The sequence below is a fragment of the Rhizobium sp. 01T444 genome, assembly GCF_056398305.1.
This window is the reverse complement of record NZ_JBFTPD010000007.1, coordinates 21,175-40,809: the sequence shown is the minus strand read 5'-3', so window position 1 is coordinate 40,809 and position 19,635 is coordinate 21,175. Positions and strand designations below refer to the sequence as shown.

The window sequence follows — 19,635 nt, the reverse complement described above, 5'->3', positions numbered from 1 at the left end:
CCTTGGGCAACCTTTGGAGTGAACATGGCTCCAGTCACGGAGATCCTTATAGGCCTCGCGGTCGTTTCCATCCTGATCGTCGCATTTGCCGTATTCTCGTCTTGGAACCCTATCTGGTGGGCGCGCCTTCGTTTTCCACGGCGTTCTGTTCGTAGCCAAGCCGAGGGCGGACTCGAAATGAGTTTTGATTTCGCTGATGGAGATGATGGCGGTGGCGACGGAGGAGGCGATTAAGCTCAGAGCGACGTCGTAATCCCACCGTCGACCATCAGCATATGACCATTGACGAAGGACGACGCGTCCGATGCCAGGAAGACAGCCGCACCCACCAACTCCTTGACATCGCCCCAGCGGCCGGCCGGCGTGCGGGCCTCAAGCCATGCGGAAAATTTCGGATCATCGACAAGCGCCTGGTTGAGCGGCGTCTTGAAATAACCGGGTGCAATGGCATTGACCTGCAAACCGTGTTTTGCCCAGTCCGTTGCCATACCACGGGTGAGATTGCGCACAGCGCCCTTAGTCGCCGTATAGGGCGCGATATTTGGGCGGGCGAGTTCAGCCTGTACCGAGGCGATGTTGATGATCTTGCCGCGGCCGCGGCCGATCATCGCCCGCGCGACCGGCTGACTGACATAGAAGATGCTGGAAACGTTGGTGCGGAAAAGTTCGTCCCACTTTTCGACCGGGAAGTCCTCCAGCGGCGTGCGAAACTGCATGCCGGCATTGTTGACGAGAATATCGATCGGGCCGATTTCCGCTTCGATATAGTCGATCGCCGAACGGCAGGCCTCGGCATCGGTTACATCGAAGGCAGCGCTGACGGCATGGCCTTTGTTTTCACGGATCGCTTTGGCTGCCGCTTCCGCTTTCTGGGCATTGCGCCCGTTGATGATGACTGAGGCCCCGTGCTCGGCAAGCCCGAGCGCCAGCGCATGGCCGATGCCCTGGCTGGAGCCTGTCACGAGCGCTCGGCGGCCGGAAAGATCGAAGAGGGGAAAGGTCACGGGATCACTCCTGAAATCACCATCCCTGCATAGCCGGTTTTACCGACTGAGTGCAAAGGTGATCAGTTCGTCCCTAGACGCTTGATATTACCAACGAGTTCCGTGGCGAGCCGCAATGACGCGGCAGTCGCCATGACCATCTGCGGCAGCACCAGCCATTCGAGCGTCCAGGCGGCGCCCGATCGCTCCTGTTCATGGACGAGCGAGTGGTGGATCGCTGAAAGCTGCGTGGCGTTGAACCGGGCAAGCGCGACCAATGTTTCGGCGGCGACCGGATTCTGCTTGTGGGCCATGGCCGAGGATGTGCCGCCGCCCGCAAGCTCGATCTCGCCTCCGGCTTCGGCGAGCAGCGCCACGTCCTGTCCGAATTTGCCAAGGCTGCCCGAAATCAATGAGTAGAGATTGGCGAGATCGGCAAGGCGGCTCCGCCGGCTCTGCCACTGCGGCTCGTCGGTCAGCCCCAGTTCCAGTGCCAGCGAGGCGCGCACGGCGGATGCCTCGGGTCCGAGTTTTTCGAGCGTGCCGGCAGCACCGCCGAACTGAACGGGGAAGGTCTGCTCCGTCAGCCGGTCTCGATAGGTCTCCAACGGCAGCCGCCAGGCGGCTATGCGATCGGCAGCGGTGATAGGGATCGCGGCCTGCATGCGCGTATGGCCCATCAGGCGGTTGTTGCCGAGTTGGCGCTCGAGTGCGGCAAGTCCCGTGACTACCGAATGCAGGCGTGCGCCAAAGAGGAAGCTCACAGATTTCAGCCGCAGCATGAGGCTGGTGTCGATGACATCTTGGCTGGTCGCCCCAAAATGGACGTGCTTTGCAACCTCTTCCCCTGCTGCTTCCCGAAGCTGCCGAACCAGATCGGGAATGACGACGCCATCTCGGGCGGTCGCGGCTTTTAGGCTTTCCATGTCGGGGGTGAAACCTGCACAGGTCTGGCCAATCTCCCGTGCGGCTTCAGCCGGAATGACGCCGTGTGTGGCCTCGGCACGAGCAAGCGCTGCCTCGAAAGACAGCATTGACCGGATATCCGCCTCGGCGGAAAAATACGGGGCTATTTCACTGTCGCTGAGCAGGCCGGAGAGGAAGGGATGATCGAAAGGGGAAGTGGTCATTCGGAGTCTCGTTTCATAACCGCCCGTCTGGCCTGTCGCGCCATCAAGCTCAGGACAAGTTAGGGCAGCACGAGGCTACTTGCCCGGCACATTGTGGACAAGTAGCGTCAGCGTGCGGGTCAGATGTCGAGAAACACCGTTTCCTTCGGCCCCTGAAGATAGATGTCGAAGGTCAGGTTCGCACCGTCGCGGGTGGCGATCAGCGTGGGCACACGATCACGGTGCTCGATGCGCGCCAGGATCGGATCGGCGGCGTTGGCTTCCCGCTCTTCCGGGAAATACATCCGTGTGTGCAGGCCGATATTGATGCCGCGGGCAACGATCCAGAAGGTGATGTGCGGCGCCATCTTGCGCCCGTCCTTGAACGGCACCTTGCCGGGCTTGATGGTCTCAAAGCTGTAGACACCGTCTTCTGCGCGGGTGGGGCAGCGGCCCCAGCCGGTGAAGTTCGGATCGGCTGTGCCGCGCATTTCCGAGGGACTGTTATAGAGGCCGGCACTGTCGGCCTGCCAGATCTCGATCACAGCGTCGCGCACCAGCGCGCCGGCGCCGTCGAAGATGTGGCCACTGATGGTGATGCGCTCGCCGAGCGTCTTGTCATTGACCATCTGAATACCGAGGTCGGTATCATAGACGCCGGCGATGTCGCAGAAATTCGGCGTCAGGCCGATATGCACATAGGGGCCGGCGGTCTGGGATGGGGTTTCCTTGAGGTAGCCGAGTTCCTGCATGTCAGTTCCCCTCCGGCTTGTTTTCGAACATGGTCGAGCGACGACCGCGCAACACGATATCGAACTTATAGGCGCGGCTGTCCATCGGGATCGTATTGCCCCAATCGAGCGGCGCGATAAGCTGCTCGATCGCCGCCTTGTCCGGGATAGAGCCGACGATCGGACATTTCCAGATCATCGGATCGCCCTCAAAATACATCTGCGTGATCAGGCGCTGCGAGAAACCGTGGCCGAAGATCGAAAAGTGGATATGGGCCGGGCGCCAGTCGTTGACGCCGTTCGGCCAGGGATAGGCGCCGGGCCGCACGGTGCGGAAGAAATACCGGCCTTCCTCATCGGTGATGAAGCGGCCGCAGCCGCCGAAATTCGGGTCGATGGCGGCGAGATAGGTTTCCTTCTTGTGGCGGTAGCGACCGCCGGCATTGGCCTGCCAGAATTCCACGAGAACGCCAGCCTGCGGCCGGCCGCGCTCGTCGAGCACCCGGCCGTGCACGATGATGCGCTCGCCGATGGCGCTCTCGCCGGGCCGGGCGAAATTATGGATCAAGTCGTTATCCATCTCGCCAATCATCGAATGGCCGAAGACCGGGCCGGTGATTTCCGAGATCGTTCCGTCGAGCGATAGCAGCGCGCGCTGGGGCGAGCGCAGGAGCGAGGTCTTGTAGCCTGGCGCATAGGCCGGCGGGTGCCAGGCGCGGTCACGAGCGAAAAAGGCCCCGGTTTCTGGCTTGCGGTTCGGTAAGTCGGACATTCTCTCCCCCTCAGGCCGCCTTGCCAGCGTCCATCTGCTCGAAAACCTGCTTTGCGATCTTGATCGCATGATTGGCCGCCGGCACACCGGCATAGATTGCCACATGCAGCAGCGCCTCGCGAATATCCTCCCGCGAGGCGCCGGTATTGGCGGTGGCGCGCACATGCATTGCCACCTCGTCATCCTGACCGAGCGCGGCAAGCAGGGCGATTGTGATCATCGAGCGCTCGCGTTTCGTCAGCTCCGGCCGGGACCAGACATGGCCCCAGGCAGCCTCGGTGATCAGCTCCTGGAACGGCCTGTCGAATTCGGTTGAGGCCGCCTGCGCGCGGTCAACATGAGCATCGCCGAGAACGGAGCGGCGGGTTACCATGCCCTGGTGATAGCGTTCGGACGCGGTGTCGCTCATGGGCTCTTTTCTCCAATGGATGAGAGGAAGGCGCGGATGATCGCCGTCAGGGCTTCCGGCTGCTCTACAGGCGGAATATGGGCGCAATCCTTGATGACTTCATAGCGCGCGTCAGGGATCAGTTTTGCCGTTGAGAGCACCAGATCCGGCGGCGTCGAGCCGTCCTGATCACCGACCACGCAGATGGTCGGCACTTTGATCTTGCGCGCGGCTTCGGTGAAATCGGCGTCGCGGATCGCCGCGCAGGTGGCGACATAACCTTCTACCGGCTGGCGGATCAGCATGTTGCAGTAGCCGGCATAGGCGATGTTTTCCGGTCGGCGGAAGGCTGGTGTGAACCAGCGCTCCATCACCACGTCGACAATGCTGGCGATGCCATTCTTCTCGACGGCGGCGATGCGGTTGTTCCAGCTTTCGACCGTGCCAATCTTGTGGGCTGTGTCGCAGAGAATCAGCGCCTTCACCAGATCCGGACGGCGCTGGTAGAGCGATTGGGCGATAAGGCCCCCGACCGAGAGACCACAGATGACCGCATCCTTGACCGAGAGAAGGTCGAGCAGGCCGGCAAGGTCGGTGGCATGATCCTCCATGGCGTAGGGCACCTGTCCGACATCGGAGAGGCCGTGGCCGCGTATGTCATAGAGAATGATGGCGAAGTCGCCGGCAAGACGGACGATCACATCCCGCCAGATTCGGAAATCCGTGCCGAGCGAATTGGCAAAGACGATAACCGGCCTGTCAGCTGGAGCCCCGATGAGCTGGTAGTGGATCGTTACATCGTTGATACTGGCAAACTGCACTTTAAATCTCCTCCACACCCAATTTGGTGAGTTGATCCGGTTAAGTAAAATGATATTTTCCAGCTTTCCAATAACTCACGGGTTATGAAGGCGATGATCGATAGCCGCATCAAGTTTCGCCATCTGCAGGCCTTTGTCGAGGTGGCGCGGCAGAAAAGCGTGATGAAGGCGGCCGAGCTTTTGCATGTCAGCCAGCCGGCGGTAACCAAGACGATCCGTGAGCTGGAACAGGCGCTCGGTGTCGGCGTCTTCGAGCGTGATGGGCGTGGCATCCGGATCACACGCTACGGCGAGGTCTTCCTGCGCCATGCGGGTGCTGCGCTGACGGCGCTGCGGCAGGGGCTTGATTCCGTCTCGCAGGAGCAGTTCGGCGATGCTCCGCCGATCCGTATCGGCGCGCTGCCAACGGTCTCGACGCGCATCATGCCACGGGCGATGGACCTGTTTCTGAAGGAAAATACCTGGAGCCGGGTGAAGATCGTAACCGGCGATAATGCCGTGCTTTTGGAGCAACTGCGCATAGGCGATCTCGACCTCGTCGTCGGGCGTCTGGCGGGAGCGGAAAGGATGGCCGGCTTTTCCTTCGAGCATCTTTATTCCGAACAGGTCGTCTTTGCCGTGCGCGCCGGCCATCCGCTGCTTGCCTCCGGCAAATCGCTCTTCGCTGATCTCGGCCGCTATACGCTTCTGATGCCGACCCGCGGTTCGATTATCCGGCCGGTGGTTGAGAATTTTCTGATTGCCAATGGCGTCGCCAGTCTGCCAAGCCAGATCGAAACGGTTTCCGATGCCTTTGGCCGCGCTTTCGTACGCGACAGCGACGCGATCTGGATTATTTCCAATGGTGTAGTCGCACGCGATATTGCCGATGGCGTGCTGGCCGCCCTGCCGGTCGATACCAGCGAGACGAAGGGGCCGGTCGGACTGACGGTGCGTACGGATTCCATTCCTTCGCTGCCGCTGTCGATCCTCACGCAGACGATCCGCGAGGCGGCGCTGGAAGTTTCTGGCCAGCCCGCACCTGCGCACTAACCTTCAAGACAGCAGCCACCTTTGTTCGTAGACTTGTTGCCCCTGGCTATCCAAGGAGGCGGCAGTAATGAAAACAGGCTTCATCGGTCTCGGCGTGATGGGCACGCCGATGGCGCTTAATCTCGCGCGGGCAGGCCGCGACCTCATCGTCTGGAACCGTTCGCCGGAAAGTGTGGAAAGGTTGCGGGCGGCCGGCGCCGAGGTGGCTGCCGATGTGGATGCGGTGTTCGGCAAGGCCAGCACCGTTATCCTGATGCTGGCGACAGAGGTGGTGATTGACACGGTTCTCGGGCGTGGCACGCCTGATTTTGCCGCACGCGTCGCGGGGCATGTCATCATCCATATGGGAACGACGGCGCCGGCCTATTCGAAAGCGCTAGAAGCGGATATCCGCGCAGCCGGCGGCCGGTATGTCGAGGCGCCCGTTTCGGGTTCGCGCCGGCCGGCGGAGGAGGGCGAGCTTGTGGCCATGCTTGCCGGAGGGGCTGACGTGATCGAGGAGGTCCGTTCGCTGCTGACGCCCATGTGCCGCGAGATGGTCGTCTGCGGCGCAGTGCCGAATGCGCTGTTGATGAAGCTCGCCGTCAACATCTTTCTCATCACGTCGGTCACGGGCTTGGCGGAGGCGGCTCATTTTGCCGGCAGGCAGGGGCTGGATATGGGGATTTTCAGGGCCGTCGTCGATGCCGGCCAGATGGCGAGCGGAATATCACGCATCAAGAGTGGCAAGCTGGTGGAGCGGGATTTCTCAGTGCAGGCGGCGATCTTTGACGTGTTGAGGAACAACAGGCTGGTCGCCGAAGCGGCGCGGCAGGCGGGCATCGCCTCGCCGCTGCTCGATGCCTGCCATACGCTCTATGCCGAAACCGAAAGCCTGGGTTTCGGGCGCGAGGATATGGCGGCCGTCATTCGCGCCCTTGAAGCGCGAACCGAGGAAATCAGCCTGCCTTTCGGGGATTGACGCCACACCGCTCTGGCATTTGGCGTCATGCTGACGCAATCTTGCCTGTGCAGAGAGCAGCTTTTGAAGTTGGACGGTTAAATGCGCGTCTTGCTGGCGGAAGATGAACCGGAAATGGCCGCCGTGCTCGTGGCGGCGCTCCGCAACAACAATATCATCACGGACCACGTTTCTACCATCGAGGCGGCCGAGGAGGCCGTGCGGCTGAACAGCTATGATGCCCTGCTGCTTGACCGCAGCCTGCCTGACGGCGACGGGCTGGAGCTGATCGCCGACGCGCGCCGTATCCAGCCGGCTGTCCCGGTTATCATGCTGACGGCGCGCGGCGATCTGAAGGACCGGATAGAAGGCCTCGATCTCGGTGCCGACGACTATCTCGCCAAACCCTTTGCGGTCGAGGAGTTGATGGCGCGTTTGCGGGCCATTCTGCGCCGTCCGGGTAATATCGAGATCGAGAGCTTGTGCCTTGGCCGGCTGCATTTCAACCTGCGCAACCGCGAGGCGCGTGTCGGCGAGATGGCGCTCGAACTGCCTCGCCGCGAATTGCTGGTGCTGGAAGCGCTGATGCGTCGGGCCGGCCGCACGGTTGAGCGCTCCAGCCTCGAGGAAGCGGTCTACGGCATGGACGACGAGATCCAGTCCAATGCCCTCGACGCGCATGTTTCGCGCGTGCGCCGCAAGCTCGATGCGGCGTGCGCGGGGGTCGAGATCCATACGATCCGCGGCGTCGGTTATCTGATCCGGCAGGCCCGGCCATGAAGAAGATGAAGTTCTATTCGCTGAAATGGAGGCTGATCCGCCGGCTGGTGGCGCTGCAGGCAGCGACCCTGGTGCTGATTGCGATCGCCTTTGCCTTCGTCTTCTGGATTTCGGGCATGAGTGGCATCTTCGCACCCGATGAACATGCAATCGATGCGGTCACGGAATCGATTGCCTGGCATGCCGACGGTTCGATGCGTATCACCAACACCGACGATCTGGGCTATCAGCGCGACAAGGCGGCCGACTTCTGGTTTCTGGTGCGCGATCAGCAGGGACGCATGGTCAGCGAAGGCAATGTGCCGGCGCAATATCTCGCCATCGCCGCGTCGGGTACCGATATCGCCGAAGCCCGTTTCAATGGGGACGAGGACAATCCCGCGACGATTGCCGCGCGCCTGCAGAAAATAAAGACGGATCACGGCGATCTGCTCGTCATCGTCGGCCGACAGGGCAGCCTTTCGGCCGGCAAACTTCTGGTCGTCTTCATGGCAATCGCTTCAGGTATCGTGCTGCCGGTCATTTTGCTGACGGGCCTGATCACACTGGCGGTCACACCCTTCGTGGCGCGCGGTATCCACCGCGGATTGAGCGAAGTGGCACAGGCAGCACAGGGCATTGACGGGACGACACGCGGCTACCGGCTGCCGCTCGAGAACGTGCCGGAGGAAGTCGCGCCGCTGGTGATCGCCATGAACGAGACGCTGCAGCGTCTCGACGACGACCACAACAAGCAGCGCCGCTTCATGTTGGCCGCTGCCCATGAGCTGCGCACGCCGATCGCCATCTTGCAAAACCGGCTGGAAACCATGCCGCCGACGGAGGCGACCAACCGGCTGCTGGAAGATGTCGCCCGTCTTTCGACGCTAGCCCAGCAGCTGCTCGACCTGCAGCGGCTTAATCAGGAGCCGGTACTGGATTGCTCCATCGACCTTGCGACCGTTGCGCGGCGGCAGGCCGCCGAGCTTGCACCGCTGATCATTGCCGCCGGCTATCAGGCGAATTTCGAGTTGCGTTCGATGCCGGAGCGCATCCTCGGCGATGAGACGGCGCTGGAACGGGCGATTGCCAATCTGGTGCAGAACGCCATCCAGCATGGCGGCAGGAGCGGTACGATCACGATTGCGGTCGAGCGCCCTGCACAGATTTCCGTCAGCGATGAAGGCCCTGGTATCGCGCCTGAGGACCAGGAGCGGATCTTCGAGCCCTTCCAGCGTGCGAACGGTCGCAGCCAGGGCATCGGGCTTGGCCTCCATCTCGTGCGCGAGATCGTCAAGCTGCACCACGGGCGCGTATGGGTGTCGAATGCGGAGAGCGGTGGGGCAAGCTTCAACATGAGCTTCGAGCCGACGGTCCAGACCGCATGAATCTTTCCGATGGCGCGGGTGCACGTCATGTTCGCATCATTTGAAAGGGGAATACCGTAGACGGACATTCGATGCTGGAGACCCGCATGCAACAGCCGCCGCTGGCCGCCTTCTTTAGCGCGCTTCTCGCCGAGCCCAGGAAAATCGGCGCGATCGTGCCCTCGGGAGGGCGGCTGGCGCGGCTGATGACCAGCGAAATTGAGCCTTCCGCAGGCAAGGTGCTGGAGCTCGGTCCCGGCACAGGGGTTTTCACGGAGGCGCTTCTGAAACGCGGCCTGCCGGCGCGAGACCTCACGCTGGTAGAACTCGAAACCCGCTTCATCGCTCCGCTGCAACAACGGTTTCCTGACGTAACGATACTCCAGCGCGATGCGCGCGAGCTTGCCGCCTGCAAGGCGGAGCTTGGACCGCAGGCGGCAATCGTCAGCGGATTGCCCTTTCGCAATATGCCCTCGGAAATCATCCGCGCCATTGTCGGCGGCAGCTTTGGCCTGCTGGAACATGGCGGCGCATTCTACCAGTTCACCTACGGCCATGCCTGCTCTGTACCGGCAGACGTGCTCGATGACTTCGGGCTGCGGGCAGAGAGGCTCGGCCGGGTGCGCCTGAATATCCCGCCCGCCAGCGTCTTTCGCATTTCGCGCCGGCCGGAGTGACGATATGACCTTGCCGAACTTCGTGACCTTTATCCTTGCAACAGGCCTCTGCGGCGTGATGCTTGTCGCGATGCTGGAAAAACTGGTTCCGGTCGTCCCGTCCGTCGGCATCTACCTGTTCTTCGGGCTGACGGCAGGCTCGGAATTTTCGGCTGTGATCCCGCTGGTCATCATCTCCGCCTTCGGTTCGATGGCCGGGTCGCTTTGCTGGTACTATCTGGCGCGCTTCTCCGGTGCCTCTCCGGGCCTTCGGTCGTTGTCGGCATGGCTTGGGCGCTTCACGGTAGCACGCAGAGCCTCGGGCTGGTACGCGGAAAGCATGACGCGCATGGCGCTGGTGCAGCTCGTGCCGGCCGCACGGGTCTATTCGGGCCTTGCTTCGTCGGTGGTCTCGATCGATGCCATCCGTTTTGCGGTTGCCACATTCATCGGCTGTCTCATCTGGAACGGCGCGCTGATTTCGGCCGGCTGGATGGTCCGGCATTTCTAAAGCGTTGCGCGACATGCGTTAGCGCAGCACGGTACGCAGCGCGGCCTGGGTTTCCTTCAGGAGCGGCAGGTAGCGGGCGACCATCTCAGCCGCCGGCACATGGGCGGCCGGCGCGCCGATATTGATGGCGGCGACCGTCTGGCCGCGATCGTTCTCGACAGGCACGGCGATGGAGCAGAGGCCGAGCTCCAGCTCCTGATCGATGAGGGCATAACCCTCGGCGCGGACCTTCCGGAATTCGGCCATCAATTCCCCGGGATCGGTCTTCGTGTTCGGGGTGTTCGCTTTCAGCTCGCTCCTGGAAAGCACAGCCCGGGCTTCGGCCTCCGGTAGGGCTGCAAGCAAGACACGACCCATCGAAGCACAATAGGCGGGAAGGCGGCTGCCAGGAGTGAGGTTGATCGACATGACACGGCGCTGCGAGGCGCGGGCGACATAGACGATGTCAGTGCCGTCGAGCACTGATGCGGATGCGCTCTGACCGGCTTTCTCGGAGAGCGCGTCAAGATGTGGCTGGATGAGCAACGGCAGCGGGGTTGCCTCCAGATAGGCATGCCCGAGCCGCAGGATCTTCGGCGTCAGAGTGAAGAACTTGCCGTCGTAATCGGCGTAACCCAGCTCGGCGAGCGTCAGTAGCGAGCGACGCACCGTGGCGCGGTCGAGGCCGGTGAGCTTCGCCGCGTCGGTGATTGATAGCCGACGATGCATTTCGCCGAAAGCTTCGATCACCTTGAGACCGCGGGCGAAGCCGCTGACGAAATCACTTTCCCGCATGGATTTGTCTGATTTCCTCGTGATGGGTCAGAAGTTAAGGCTTGCCGGATCTTTGGCCGGATCGAAGATGATACGAGCTTTCGATCCCTGGCTGCCTTCGCCGGTGGCGATCGGTCAGCGCGCTGGAAGCCATTTCTTCGCAACCCGGCAGGCAACCGTATATGCGGGGTCGAAGACGTTGCCGATGTCGTAACGGATCACCTGGCCGAGCAGATGGCTGGCCGCCACCGTGGTCAGGCCGTAGTCTATAACAAGCAGGTTCAACATTTCGGTCGTCGCATGCTGCAGAGCCTGGTCGAGCGGCCTCGCATTGCCGATGGTGATGACGTCATCAGCAGTTTCAGCCCTCGGCCAGGACATTGGCCTTCCCTTTTCAACTGTCAGCCGGACAGTGACTTCGAACGTCGTCTCTACACCGGTGCCGACGATTTCGCCGTCACCCTGGACCGCATGGCCGTCGCCAAGAAAGAACAATGCGCCGGGCGCGAAGACGGGGAACCAGATCGTCGCGCCTGGACCGAGCACGCGATAATCCATATTTCCGCCATACGCACCGCTCGTCGCCGTTGAGATCGCCTGACCAAAGCTCGGCGCCACGCCGAAACATCCGATCATCGGTGACAATGGCAGGACCAGATTTTCGATGCCGGCAACAGGTTCCTTCAGTTTCACAGTCATCGCTTGCCGGTCGATATCCCACAGCGTCTTTTCAGATCTTGGAAGGTCGCGAACGGCCTCGGGATCAATGACATTTGCCGCCAACACGCTGCGCGTGAACCCAGTATCCCTCGTGGGGTTCATGTCCAGGATTTCGACCTTGAGGGCATCTCCGGGTTCGGCACCCTCGACGAAGACCGGCCCGTTCATGGGATTTGGACCGTGTGCCTGCAGGACGTCATTCTCGTCATAACCCCAAGCGTCAAGTGTGCGGGTTACGACTGTGTCGCCGCTCGCGATCTTCAAAGCCGGAGGCATGGTTCCAATAACGTTGTAAAAGGCAGTTGCGACGAAATGGTGGGTCGTCATTCTATGTGTTCCGCTCGGGTGTTGGGAATGGGTGCGCAGGGTGATGTGCTGGTTCGACGAACTTACGCGTCTGTTGGGCAACCGTCGACGTGAAATATTCGGGCTTCCATGGGTGTGTGGTGAAATATGGCGCCGAGACTCCAAGATGCGAGGCAGCAGGAGATTTTGATCTTTTCGTTGCAGGCCATCGTGAGGCTGACGACCTGATAAGGAGTGCGTGAATTGAGTTCTATGCCCGGCCCGCCGCGCAGTTTGTTCCAACGGGCGGTCTTCATTTGCCTTGGCCTGCTGATGGTCGGTCTTGGAATTATCGGTGCCATTCTTCCGCTCATGCCGACGACGATCTTCCTGATCCTGGCTGCGTGGTTTTTCAGCCGGTCATCCCCACGCCTGGAGGCCTATCTGATGCGCAGTCGATTTGGCGGCTCGCTGCGCGACTGGCGTGAAAATGGCGCAATTTCCAGGAAATCCAAGATTCTAGCCTTGATGGGGATGTCGGCCGGATATGCGATATTCTTCGTTACCTCGAAGCCATCGGTTTCTATTGCAATCATCGTCGGTGCATTGATCCTGGCTTGTGCCACCTACGTCGCTTCGCGGCCAAGTTCCAGCCGATGTAGCGAGCCGGATGAAAGCGGCGGCTAATCTACGTTTACGACAAGAGCCACTTTACAACGAACCTAAACTCAAATTATACGGCGCGCTCGCTATTGCTCCCATACCCCAACATTCCCATCTGAGCACCATGCCAAAAACTCATAAGCACAAGTTCCTGCGGGAACAATACCGACGCATGCTTGCGTCTGACCACCATATCGATCCACGCTGGCGCGACAGTTTCGACGCGTTCCTGACGGATATTGATCATCTGGCGCCGAACACCGGAAGCCGTCGAATTATTGGTCGCAGGAACCTCAAGCTCGGTTTCGTACCCGGAAATGTCGAATGGCATTGGGAGAGCACGACACTGCCGGCATCGCGGGAAAACAGAGGACGCTAGGCCCAACGGACGCATGACACGGCTGAATGCAATCCCGCCAAATCGAGCCTCCACGCGGCTTTGGCCGTGTCTTATCCCTTTTTGAGCGTTTTCTCTTCTGCCGATCTTGCCTCGCCTGCTTGCCAACAATCTGACGTCATTGAGAACCGGCTTACTGTCATTGCCAGGATGACCGCCTATCCATTACCAAGCGCCGCCTCTCACACCGAACAACTCTGATATTGGTTGGCGGCTTAGGTTGCAGCTACCAACATCTTTAACGCGAAATCCGTTGACGGAAGCAGTAAATATAAGCATAGTTTGAGTGTTAACTCATACGGAGATGTGGATTTTGCGTATATGATCTCTGTATCTGGGGCTGTGACGCCCGGAGCGTGAATCAAAGAAGTAACGGTCTTTGGTTTGTACTTGACTTAACGCGCTATTGTTTGCCGAAGTGATCAGAGTGTTCAGCGGTGCCCTTTAGGGCGCCTATCGTCGGCCAATGGAACGGAGGGGGCAATGCCAACAGCTCCAACAACGCTTAGACGTGAGCGGCCGGATTCTCTCTTGGGTCTGGTCTATGAGGCGCTTCAAGAAGGTGACGCCGATACCCCTCGTGCTCATTGGCGTCCTTTCGGGGCAGCCGGTCGCCGTGGACCGCGCGTCGACCCTGAACTGTTGAGCAACTGCAAATTTGACGTCTTCTCGCTTGCGCAAGCGCCTGTGATGACCCGAATGCTCGAAACGAACCTGGGACACACTGCTCTCCAGCAAGCAGGCGACGATCCCATACGGGGTCTTCAAACCATTAAGCAATTGGGTTGCGAAGCGATCGCGGAATGTCTGCGCGTGAGCGGCCAGGTGAGTCCAGACGAGAGAACCCTCATCTCAACGCTGCCCGGAGATTCCGCTCCGGTCGTGATGGTGCTAACCGACCGGGATATTGGCAATCGGGGTCGGCTAGCTTCAGATTTACTGGACCTTCCACTCACACTTCTTTTCGAGGTGATCTCATCACCATTCGCCTCCAGGTCCAGGCGAGCGACGGTCGCCGGTACGCCAGAATTTCGGCTGCTCCAGGCTTTAAGCGGCTCTGTCAGCTTGCTTCCCGAACTTTTCGCGATTGGCAGGCCGGAAATCGTATATTTGCCCAATCCGCCGATGGAAGAGATCTGCGCCCTTTCGCCGGCCGTTAGTGTAGGGCGCGGAAATCAGGTTTCAACGATCGGGATCGTATGTAGGGATCGTGCCGGTAATCTTGGTGTAACAGCTTGCTATCATGGTACCGGCCCTACTGGTACAACTGTGATGATCGATCAAAGACCTTACAGTGTTCAAGGCGACGACAAGGTCCAGGATCTTGTTTTCATTCCCGTCGATGATGTCTTTCAACCCATTGCGCCGAGGGCACGAAACGGCTTGCGGCTCCCACAGGACTTGGTACCCGCTCCGAATGAGCCAGTGTCCTTCGATGGATTTACAAATCCAAACTCGCAGACCTGGGTCCAGTCGAGCGATCCGTGGCTCTTCAATCTTGATCCCGCTGTTCAACTACGGATTCAGACAACCAAAGACACCGATCTCGGCGACAGCGGTAGTGCGTTGATTGATAGGAATGACAAGCTGATCGGCTTTGCCTTCCGGATGTCGAAGCATGGGTACCGACCGGAATTCACCGAGTGGATCTGGGCTCCCAACGCACTTGCGGCACTTGATCTCACCCTTGTTTGATGGAGGTTCGGTAATGGGGTGGTTAGGCAACTTTATCGAACAAATAGCGGGTCAGAAGCCGTCGGACTGGGCGTTTGTTGACAGTTTGAGTGCTCCGAACGATGCCGCACAGGTGGTGCCGGACGAAAGCTACATTGAACTATATGTTGACTCAATTCATCTCGGTCGCGTTCGGAAATTCGCGACGACTTTCGATGGAATCGTTTATGCGTTCGCCGAGACGGCTCGGGAAGGTACTGCGCCAACGAAGTTTTCCGCTGTAACGAAGCCGACCGAGATTACCAACATCGGCCAAAGCAGCCTCAACAACGTAATCACATTCGATAAACGTTTGTTCAAGGTGATACCATGGCGAGGAGATCCGTTTCAATTGCAGCTTGGCCTCTTTGCGGTCAAGACTGGAAACATAGCGGGGAAGATCGCTGATTACGTCGTGCGGCTTTCAAATACGGTCAGTCCGGGCATCACGGCTGCCGTTAATCCGTTTCTCCCTTTAGTGACGGAGGGTCTCGACCTTATTGCAGGACAGAAAGACGACGTAGAGCTCGAGCTGGCAATCGACACCTCCTTGAAGGGAGCGTTTGCGAAGCGCTATGCGGTGATCCGTAAACCATCGGCGGAAATCATACCAAGCCAGCTGACAATGAACGAGTCTGGAAAACTTCTCTATAAAGGCGCTGCTCTCGATGCCAGCTACTGCGTCTTCTCCGTCAGATCGCGACGTGACAATCCGGATTGGGGAGAGATCGATAGTCTCCGCGCGGCTTTCGAGGAGCTTAAGAAGGTTATTGTCGCGGGACAGACCAAGCCCGCGGAGGAGGCCCAGGCGTTCTTCAATCGCGTTGTATCGGTTTGCCCGGATCTGATAGATCTGGACAAAGCGCGATTAAAAAGGAAGGCAGACGAAATGATGTCTTCGGCATTCTCTGGTGGGAAGATATCCATGGATGCGCAATTCTCGAAGGGTGTTGAGGCGATGTCTCTGAGTGATTTAAAGCTCTATGATACTTAGTGCCTGCAATCTGCCGTTTGCCAAATGCATCGAACCCTGACCGGCCTTCGCCGCCGACGGCGAAAAATGACCGGCAAACGGTAAACGTCTGCGACTCTTTCGGATAATCAAAGATTTCGATCAGAGAGCGCTGGGCGCGGCTATCAGTCTGCGGAGTCGACATCCCCTAAGTTCTTGGATGCCGATTTTCCTTTGATGTCGAGTGTCGCGCGCAAGTTATTCGTTTATTAATGGGCAAGCTAATTTGAGCGCAGCGTCCGAGTTACAGCGCATGCAACCTAAAAAATACAATAAAAACAATAATATAATGGAAAATAAGTCCTCGGCCACCAAATCTACCGGCTCCAAAGGGACAAAACTAGGGCGATAGAGACTCATCAAACGGCCACGATCATCACGCGTAACAGATCTGCGCGATATACGAACAAATGTCAAATATCGCACAAAATTCTTGCTGCCGGGATGGCTCTCGCTTTATGTCTGTCGTCAGGGAGGCACGAGGAGGCCTCATCCGGCAAGGAGAGATCCCGCATGGACAAGACAATCGGGAGCGCGGCTGACGCCGTCTCCAAAATCGGCGATGGCGCCACCGTCATGATTGGTGGCTTTGGAGGTTCGGGTGCGCCGATCGAGCTCATTCACGCCCTGATCGATAAGGGCCCGAAGAACCTCACGGTCATCAACAACAATGCCGGCAATGGCCGCATCGGTATCGCCGCCATGATCGATGCCGGCATGGTCAGGAAGATGATTTGCTCCTTCCCGCGCTCGTCCGACCCGCGTGCCTTCACCGACAAGTATCTTGCAGGCGAAATCGAGCTGGAGCTCGTGCCGCAGGGAACGCTCGCCGAGCGGATCCGCGCCGGCGGAGCCGGCATTCCTGCTTTCTTTACGCCGACCGGCTATGGGACCGATCTTGCAGAAGGCAAGGTCATCGCCGAGTTCGACGGCCGCCACTATGTGCAGGAACGTTGGCTGAAGGCCGATTTTGCGATCGTCAAGGCGCATGTCGGCGATACCCATGGCAACCTCACCTACAACAAGGCCGGCCGCAACTTTAACCCGCTGATGTGCATGGCGGCTGCCAAGACGATCGCGCAGGTCTCGAGCATCGTGCCGGCCGGCGGCATCGATCCTGAGCATGTCGTCACACCCGGCATCTTCGTCGACCGCCTCGTTGAGATCGCCAATCCGCAACAGGAAGAAGAGCTTATTCGAACCGGGGTGGCCTACGTATGACCGTCGACATTAGAGAAGAGATCAAGCTCTCCAACGCCCAAATCGCCTGGCGGGCGGCGCAGGACATCGCCGACGGCGCCTATGTGAACCTCGGCATCGGCTTTCCGGAAATGGTTGCCCGCTATCAGCCGCCGGGCCGGCAGGCGATCTTCCATACGGAAAACGGCATCCTCAACTTCGGCGAGGCGCCACCGTCAGGCGAAGAGGATTGGGACCTTATTAATGCCGGCAAGAAGGCAGTGACGCTGAAGCCGGGTGCAGCCTTCTTCCATCACGCCGATAGCTTTGCCATGGTACGCGGCGGCCATCTCGATGTCGCGATCCTCGGCGCTTATCAGGTCGCTCAAAACGGCGATCTCGCCAATTGGCGCGTCGGCGCCAAGGGTGTGCCGGCCGTCGGCGGCGCCATGGATCTGGTCCATGGTGCCAAGCAGGTCTGCGTCATCACCGAGCATGTCACCAAGAATGGCGAGCCGAAGCTGGTCGACAAATGCACCTTCCCGCTGACGGGGGTGGCTTGCATCACCCGCATCTATACGAGCCATGCCGTCATCGACATCAAGGACGGACGTTTCGTGCTGCGCGAGAAACTTGCCGCGATGTCGGTCGAGGAACTGCAGGCCATGACCGGTGCGCCGCTCCATATCGAGGGGCGGGTTGCCGATCTCGTTGTTCCCGAACTCTGAGGACAAGTCCATGACCGAAGCCTTTATCTGCGATTATATCCGCACGCCCATTGGCCGTTATGGCGGCTCGCTCTCCTCCGTGCGCGCCGATGATCTCGGCGCCATTCCGCTGAAGGCGCTGATGGCGAAGAACGCTTCCGTCGACTGGGAAGCGGTCGATGACGTCGTCTTCGGCTGCGCCAATCAGGCGGGCGAGGACAACCGTAATGTCGCCCGCATGTCGCTGCTTCTCGCCGGCCTTCCGGTTTCTGTGCCGGGCACAACGATCAACCGGCTCTGCGGCTCGGGCATGGATGCGGTCATCACCGCGGCGCGCGCCATCCGATCAGGCGAGGCCGAAATGATGATTGCCGGCGGCGCGGAAAGCATGTCGCGAGCCCCCTTCGTGATGCCGAAGGCCGATACGGCCTTTTCGCGTGCGGCGGAAATCCACGATACGACGATCGGCTGGCGTTTCGTCAACCCACTGATGAAGAAGCAGTATGGCGTCGATTCCATGCCGGAGACCGGCGAAAATGTTGCCGAGGATTACAAAGTGAGCCGCGAGGATCAGGACGCCTTTGCCGTACGCTCACAGGCCAAGGCTGCGGCTTCCCAGGCAAGCGGCAGGCTGGCCAAGGAAATCACCTCGGTGACCATCCCGCAGCGCAAGGGCGATCCGATCATCGTCGAGAAGGATGAACATCCGCGCGCAACCAGCATGGAAGCGCTCGCCAAGTTGCCGACGCCTTTCCGTCAGGGCGGTACGGTAACGGCCGGCAATGCCTCCGGCGTCAATGACGGAGCGGCTGCCCTCATCATCGCTTCGGAAGCTGCGGCCAGGAAATATGGCCTGACGCCGATTGCCCGTATTCTCGGAGGTGCGGCCGGGGCTGTCCCGCCGCGCGTCATGGGCATCGGCCCCGTCCCGGCTTCGCGAAAGCTGATGACGCGGCTTGGCATGAGGCAGGAACAGTTTGATGTGATCGAGCTCAACGAAGCCTTTGCCAGCCAGGGGCTTGCCGTTCTACGCGAGCTCGGCATTGCCGATGACGATCAGCGCGTAAACCGCAATGGCGGTGCGATTGCGCTCGGCCATCCGCTCGGCATGTCGGGTGCCCGCATCACCGGCACCGCGGCACTGGAGCTTGGTGAAACCGGCGGTCGTTATTCGCTGTCGACCATGTGCATCGGGGTCGGCCAAGGCATCGCCGTGGCGCTCGAACGGGTCTGAGAGCGGCCTATTCGGGGATCGACTGCATCATGATTTCGCTGCGCAGGGCCGGTGCGTCGGCGCCGAAAAAGGTCTTGAGCAGCTTTGGGAAATCGTTCGAGGTGTAGAGGCCCGTCAACGTGCGGTCGACGAGAAGCCGGAAGTCGGAATCGTCGCGCCGCATCGCGATGCCATAAGGCTCGTGGGTGAAAAGGCGGCTGCCGAGCTCGAGTTTGGAAGGGTTGCCCGCCCGGTCGGCAAGGCCGATGAGAAGGGACCGGTCGGCAAAATAGGCATCGATCTTGTGCTCCTCAAGCGCCTTCAAACCGTCCTCATGCGTCGGGAAATCGACGATGCGGGTCTGCGGCACGTCGGGACCAATGGCGTCGCGCAGCGTTGCACCGGTCGTCGTGCCGGCGCGCACGCCGATCGAGCTCTGAGCGGGCGACTTCAGGTCGACAGCGCTGACGGGGCGCTTGTCGAGAAAGAGAATCTGCAGGTAATCGGGTGAATCCTTGCGCAGGAGCGCACTGGCACCCGTCAGGAAGATAGGCTGGGAGAAGTCGACGTTTTCGCGTCGTGCAAGATTGATCGTGGTCGCACCGCAGAGCAGATCGATCTTGCCGTCCTTCACCGCGCCGAAACCATCAGACAGCGTCGTCTCGATATAGTTCTTCTTGAGGCCGGAAACGTTAAGGCCGATCTCATCGGCGATGCGGCGGCAGAGATCGATCGCATAGCCGGCAGGGCTGCCGTCCGCCTTCTTGAAGGAGAAGGGCTTCTCGTCGGCGATATAGCCGAGACGGATGATCTTGCTCTGCCTGATCGTGTCGAGTGTCTGGGCATCTGCAGGCCCGTATGCAGAAGGACCGAGGGCAAGGCCCAGAAAAAGCAGCCATCTCACGCGCTTGAACATGTCTTCCC

At 60.0% G+C, this 19,635-nt stretch carries 22 protein-coding genes; 13 read left to right on the top strand and 9 right to left on the bottom strand.

The genetic code is table 11. From position 1 onward, the window contains the following. Nucleotides 1–236: 236 nt before the first annotated feature. The 6 genes from AC1DTN_RS12925 to pcaD all read right to left on the bottom strand — a co-directional run bounded on the left by AC1DTN_RS12925 (nt 237) and on the right by pcaD (nt 4,804). Complete coding sequence (locus AC1DTN_RS12925; protein WP_310382440.1) at nt 237–1,004, bottom strand: SDR family oxidoreductase; 768 nt, start codon at nt 1,002–1,004, stop codon at nt 237–239. A 62-nt stretch (nt 1,005–1,066) separates the two neighbouring features. Next, nucleotides 1,067–2,113, bottom strand: a complete 1,047-nt coding sequence (locus AC1DTN_RS12920) for a 3-carboxy-cis,cis-muconate cycloisomerase (protein WP_477921265.1) — start codon at nt 2,111–2,113, stop codon at nt 1,067–1,069. Nucleotides 2,114–2,232: 119 nt separating this feature from the next. Beyond that, nucleotides 2,233–2,844 carry a protocatechuate 3,4-dioxygenase subunit alpha gene (pcaG, locus tag AC1DTN_RS12915; protein ID WP_477921264.1) on the bottom strand — a complete coding sequence of 204 codons (612 nt, stop codon included), beginning with the start codon at nt 2,842–2,844 and terminating at the stop codon, nt 2,233–2,235. Nucleotide 2,845: 1 nt separating this feature from the next. Continuing rightward, nucleotides 2,846–3,595 (bottom strand): protocatechuate 3,4-dioxygenase subunit beta, encoded by a 750-nt coding sequence (gene pcaH / locus AC1DTN_RS12910; RefSeq protein ID WP_477921262.1) that lies wholly within the window; start codon nt 3,593–3,595, stop codon nt 2,846–2,848. A gap of 10 nt (nt 3,596–3,605) precedes the next feature. Next, nucleotides 3,606–4,004 (bottom strand): 4-carboxymuconolactone decarboxylase, encoded by a 399-nt coding sequence (gene pcaC / locus AC1DTN_RS12905; protein ID WP_007821046.1) that lies wholly within the window; start codon nt 4,002–4,004, stop codon nt 3,606–3,608. Then, nucleotides 4,001–4,804, bottom strand: a complete 804-nt coding sequence (gene pcaD, locus AC1DTN_RS12900) for a 3-oxoadipate enol-lactonase (RefSeq protein ID WP_477921261.1) — start codon at nt 4,802–4,804, stop codon at nt 4,001–4,003. The genes pcaC and pcaD overlap by 4 nt, the downstream gene beginning before the upstream one ends. Before the next feature lie 93 nt (nt 4,805–4,897). Between pcaD and pcaQ the strand changes: the two genes are divergently transcribed. The 6 genes from pcaQ (at nt 4,898) to AC1DTN_RS12870 (ending at nt 10,069) form a co-directional block, all read left to right on the top strand. Next, nucleotides 4,898–5,836 carry a pca operon transcription factor PcaQ gene (gene pcaQ / locus AC1DTN_RS12895; protein WP_477921260.1) on the top strand — a complete coding sequence of 313 codons (939 nt, stop codon included), beginning with the start codon at nt 4,898–4,900 and terminating at the stop codon, nt 5,834–5,836. A 67-nt stretch (nt 5,837–5,903) separates the two neighbouring features. Continuing rightward, entirely contained in the window at nt 5,904–6,797 is an 894-nt protein-coding gene (locus AC1DTN_RS12890) for an NAD(P)-dependent oxidoreductase (protein WP_477921259.1), read from the top strand. 81 nt (nt 6,798–6,878) lie between these two features. Beyond that, nucleotides 6,879–7,556, top strand: coding sequence for a response regulator transcription factor (locus AC1DTN_RS12885; RefSeq protein WP_477921257.1), 678 nt, complete (start codon nt 6,879–6,881; stop codon nt 7,554–7,556). After that, nucleotides 7,553–8,923 carry a sensor histidine kinase gene (locus AC1DTN_RS12880; protein WP_477921256.1) on the top strand — a complete coding sequence of 457 codons (1,371 nt, stop codon included), beginning with the start codon at nt 7,553–7,555 and terminating at the stop codon, nt 8,921–8,923. Before AC1DTN_RS12885 ends, AC1DTN_RS12880 begins: the two co-directional genes overlap by 4 nt. 86 nt (nt 8,924–9,009) lie before the next feature. Then, nucleotides 9,010–9,579: a class I SAM-dependent methyltransferase gene (locus tag AC1DTN_RS12875; protein WP_477921255.1), complete on the top strand. Its 570-nt coding sequence runs from the start codon at nt 9,010–9,012 to the stop codon at nt 9,577–9,579. A 4-nt stretch (nt 9,580–9,583) separates the two neighbouring features. After that, nucleotides 9,584–10,069 carry a DedA family protein gene (locus AC1DTN_RS12870; RefSeq protein ID WP_477921253.1) on the top strand — a complete coding sequence of 162 codons (486 nt, stop codon included), beginning with the start codon at nt 9,584–9,586 and terminating at the stop codon, nt 10,067–10,069. 18 nt (nt 10,070–10,087) lie between these two features. Here AC1DTN_RS12870 and AC1DTN_RS12865 read toward each other — a convergent pair whose 3' ends face one another. Both AC1DTN_RS12865 and AC1DTN_RS12860 read right to left on the bottom strand, forming a co-directional pair. Beyond that, nucleotides 10,088–10,843: an IclR family transcriptional regulator gene (locus tag AC1DTN_RS12865; RefSeq protein WP_477921252.1), complete on the bottom strand. Its 756-nt coding sequence runs from the start codon at nt 10,841–10,843 to the stop codon at nt 10,088–10,090. Between the two features lie 114 nt (nt 10,844–10,957). Continuing rightward, complete coding sequence (locus AC1DTN_RS12860) at nt 10,958–11,869, bottom strand: acetamidase/formamidase family protein (RefSeq protein WP_477921251.1); 912 nt, start codon at nt 11,867–11,869, stop codon at nt 10,958–10,960. 213 nt (nt 11,870–12,082) lie between these two features. Between AC1DTN_RS12860 and AC1DTN_RS12855 the strand changes: the two genes are divergently transcribed. From AC1DTN_RS12855 to pcaF, 7 genes are all read left to right on the top strand, one after another. Next, a complete protein-coding gene (locus AC1DTN_RS12855) occupies nt 12,083–12,514 on the top strand; it encodes a YbaN family protein (protein WP_477921250.1) in 432 nt (143 codons plus the stop codon). Continuing rightward, nucleotides 12,498–12,869 (top strand): hypothetical protein, encoded by a 372-nt coding sequence (locus AC1DTN_RS12850; protein WP_477921408.1) that lies wholly within the window; start codon nt 12,498–12,500, stop codon nt 12,867–12,869. Before AC1DTN_RS12855 ends, AC1DTN_RS12850 begins: the two co-directional genes overlap by 17 nt. A 549-nt stretch (nt 12,870–13,418) precedes the next feature. After that, complete coding sequence (locus tag AC1DTN_RS12845) at nt 13,419–14,582, top strand: hypothetical protein (RefSeq protein ID WP_477921249.1); 1,164 nt, start codon at nt 13,419–13,421, stop codon at nt 14,580–14,582. A 13-nt stretch (nt 14,583–14,595) separates the two neighbouring features. Then, nucleotides 14,596–15,594 (top strand): hypothetical protein, encoded by a 999-nt coding sequence (locus tag AC1DTN_RS12840; RefSeq protein WP_477921248.1) that lies wholly within the window; start codon nt 14,596–14,598, stop codon nt 15,592–15,594. A gap of 531 nt (nt 15,595–16,125) precedes the next feature. Continuing rightward, the gene (locus AC1DTN_RS12835) at nt 16,126–16,833 is read left to right on the top strand and encodes a 3-oxoacid CoA-transferase subunit A (RefSeq protein ID WP_477921247.1); all 708 of its coding nucleotides are present in this window, start codon (nt 16,126–16,128) and stop codon (nt 16,831–16,833) included. After that, nucleotides 16,830–17,519 (top strand): CoA transferase subunit B, encoded by a 690-nt coding sequence (locus AC1DTN_RS12830; protein ID WP_477921245.1) that lies wholly within the window; start codon nt 16,830–16,832, stop codon nt 17,517–17,519. Before AC1DTN_RS12835 ends, AC1DTN_RS12830 begins: the two co-directional genes overlap by 4 nt. A gap of 10 nt (nt 17,520–17,529) precedes the next feature. Then, nucleotides 17,530–18,732, top strand: a complete 1,203-nt coding sequence (gene pcaF, locus AC1DTN_RS12825; RefSeq protein ID WP_477921243.1) for a 3-oxoadipyl-CoA thiolase — start codon at nt 17,530–17,532, stop codon at nt 18,730–18,732. 7 nt (nt 18,733–18,739) lie between these two features. Here pcaF and AC1DTN_RS12820 read toward each other — a convergent pair whose 3' ends face one another. Next, a complete protein-coding gene (locus AC1DTN_RS12820; protein WP_477921241.1) occupies nt 18,740–19,627 on the bottom strand; it encodes an amino acid ABC transporter substrate-binding protein in 888 nt (295 codons plus the stop codon). Nucleotides 19,628–19,635: the final 8 nt, after the last annotated feature.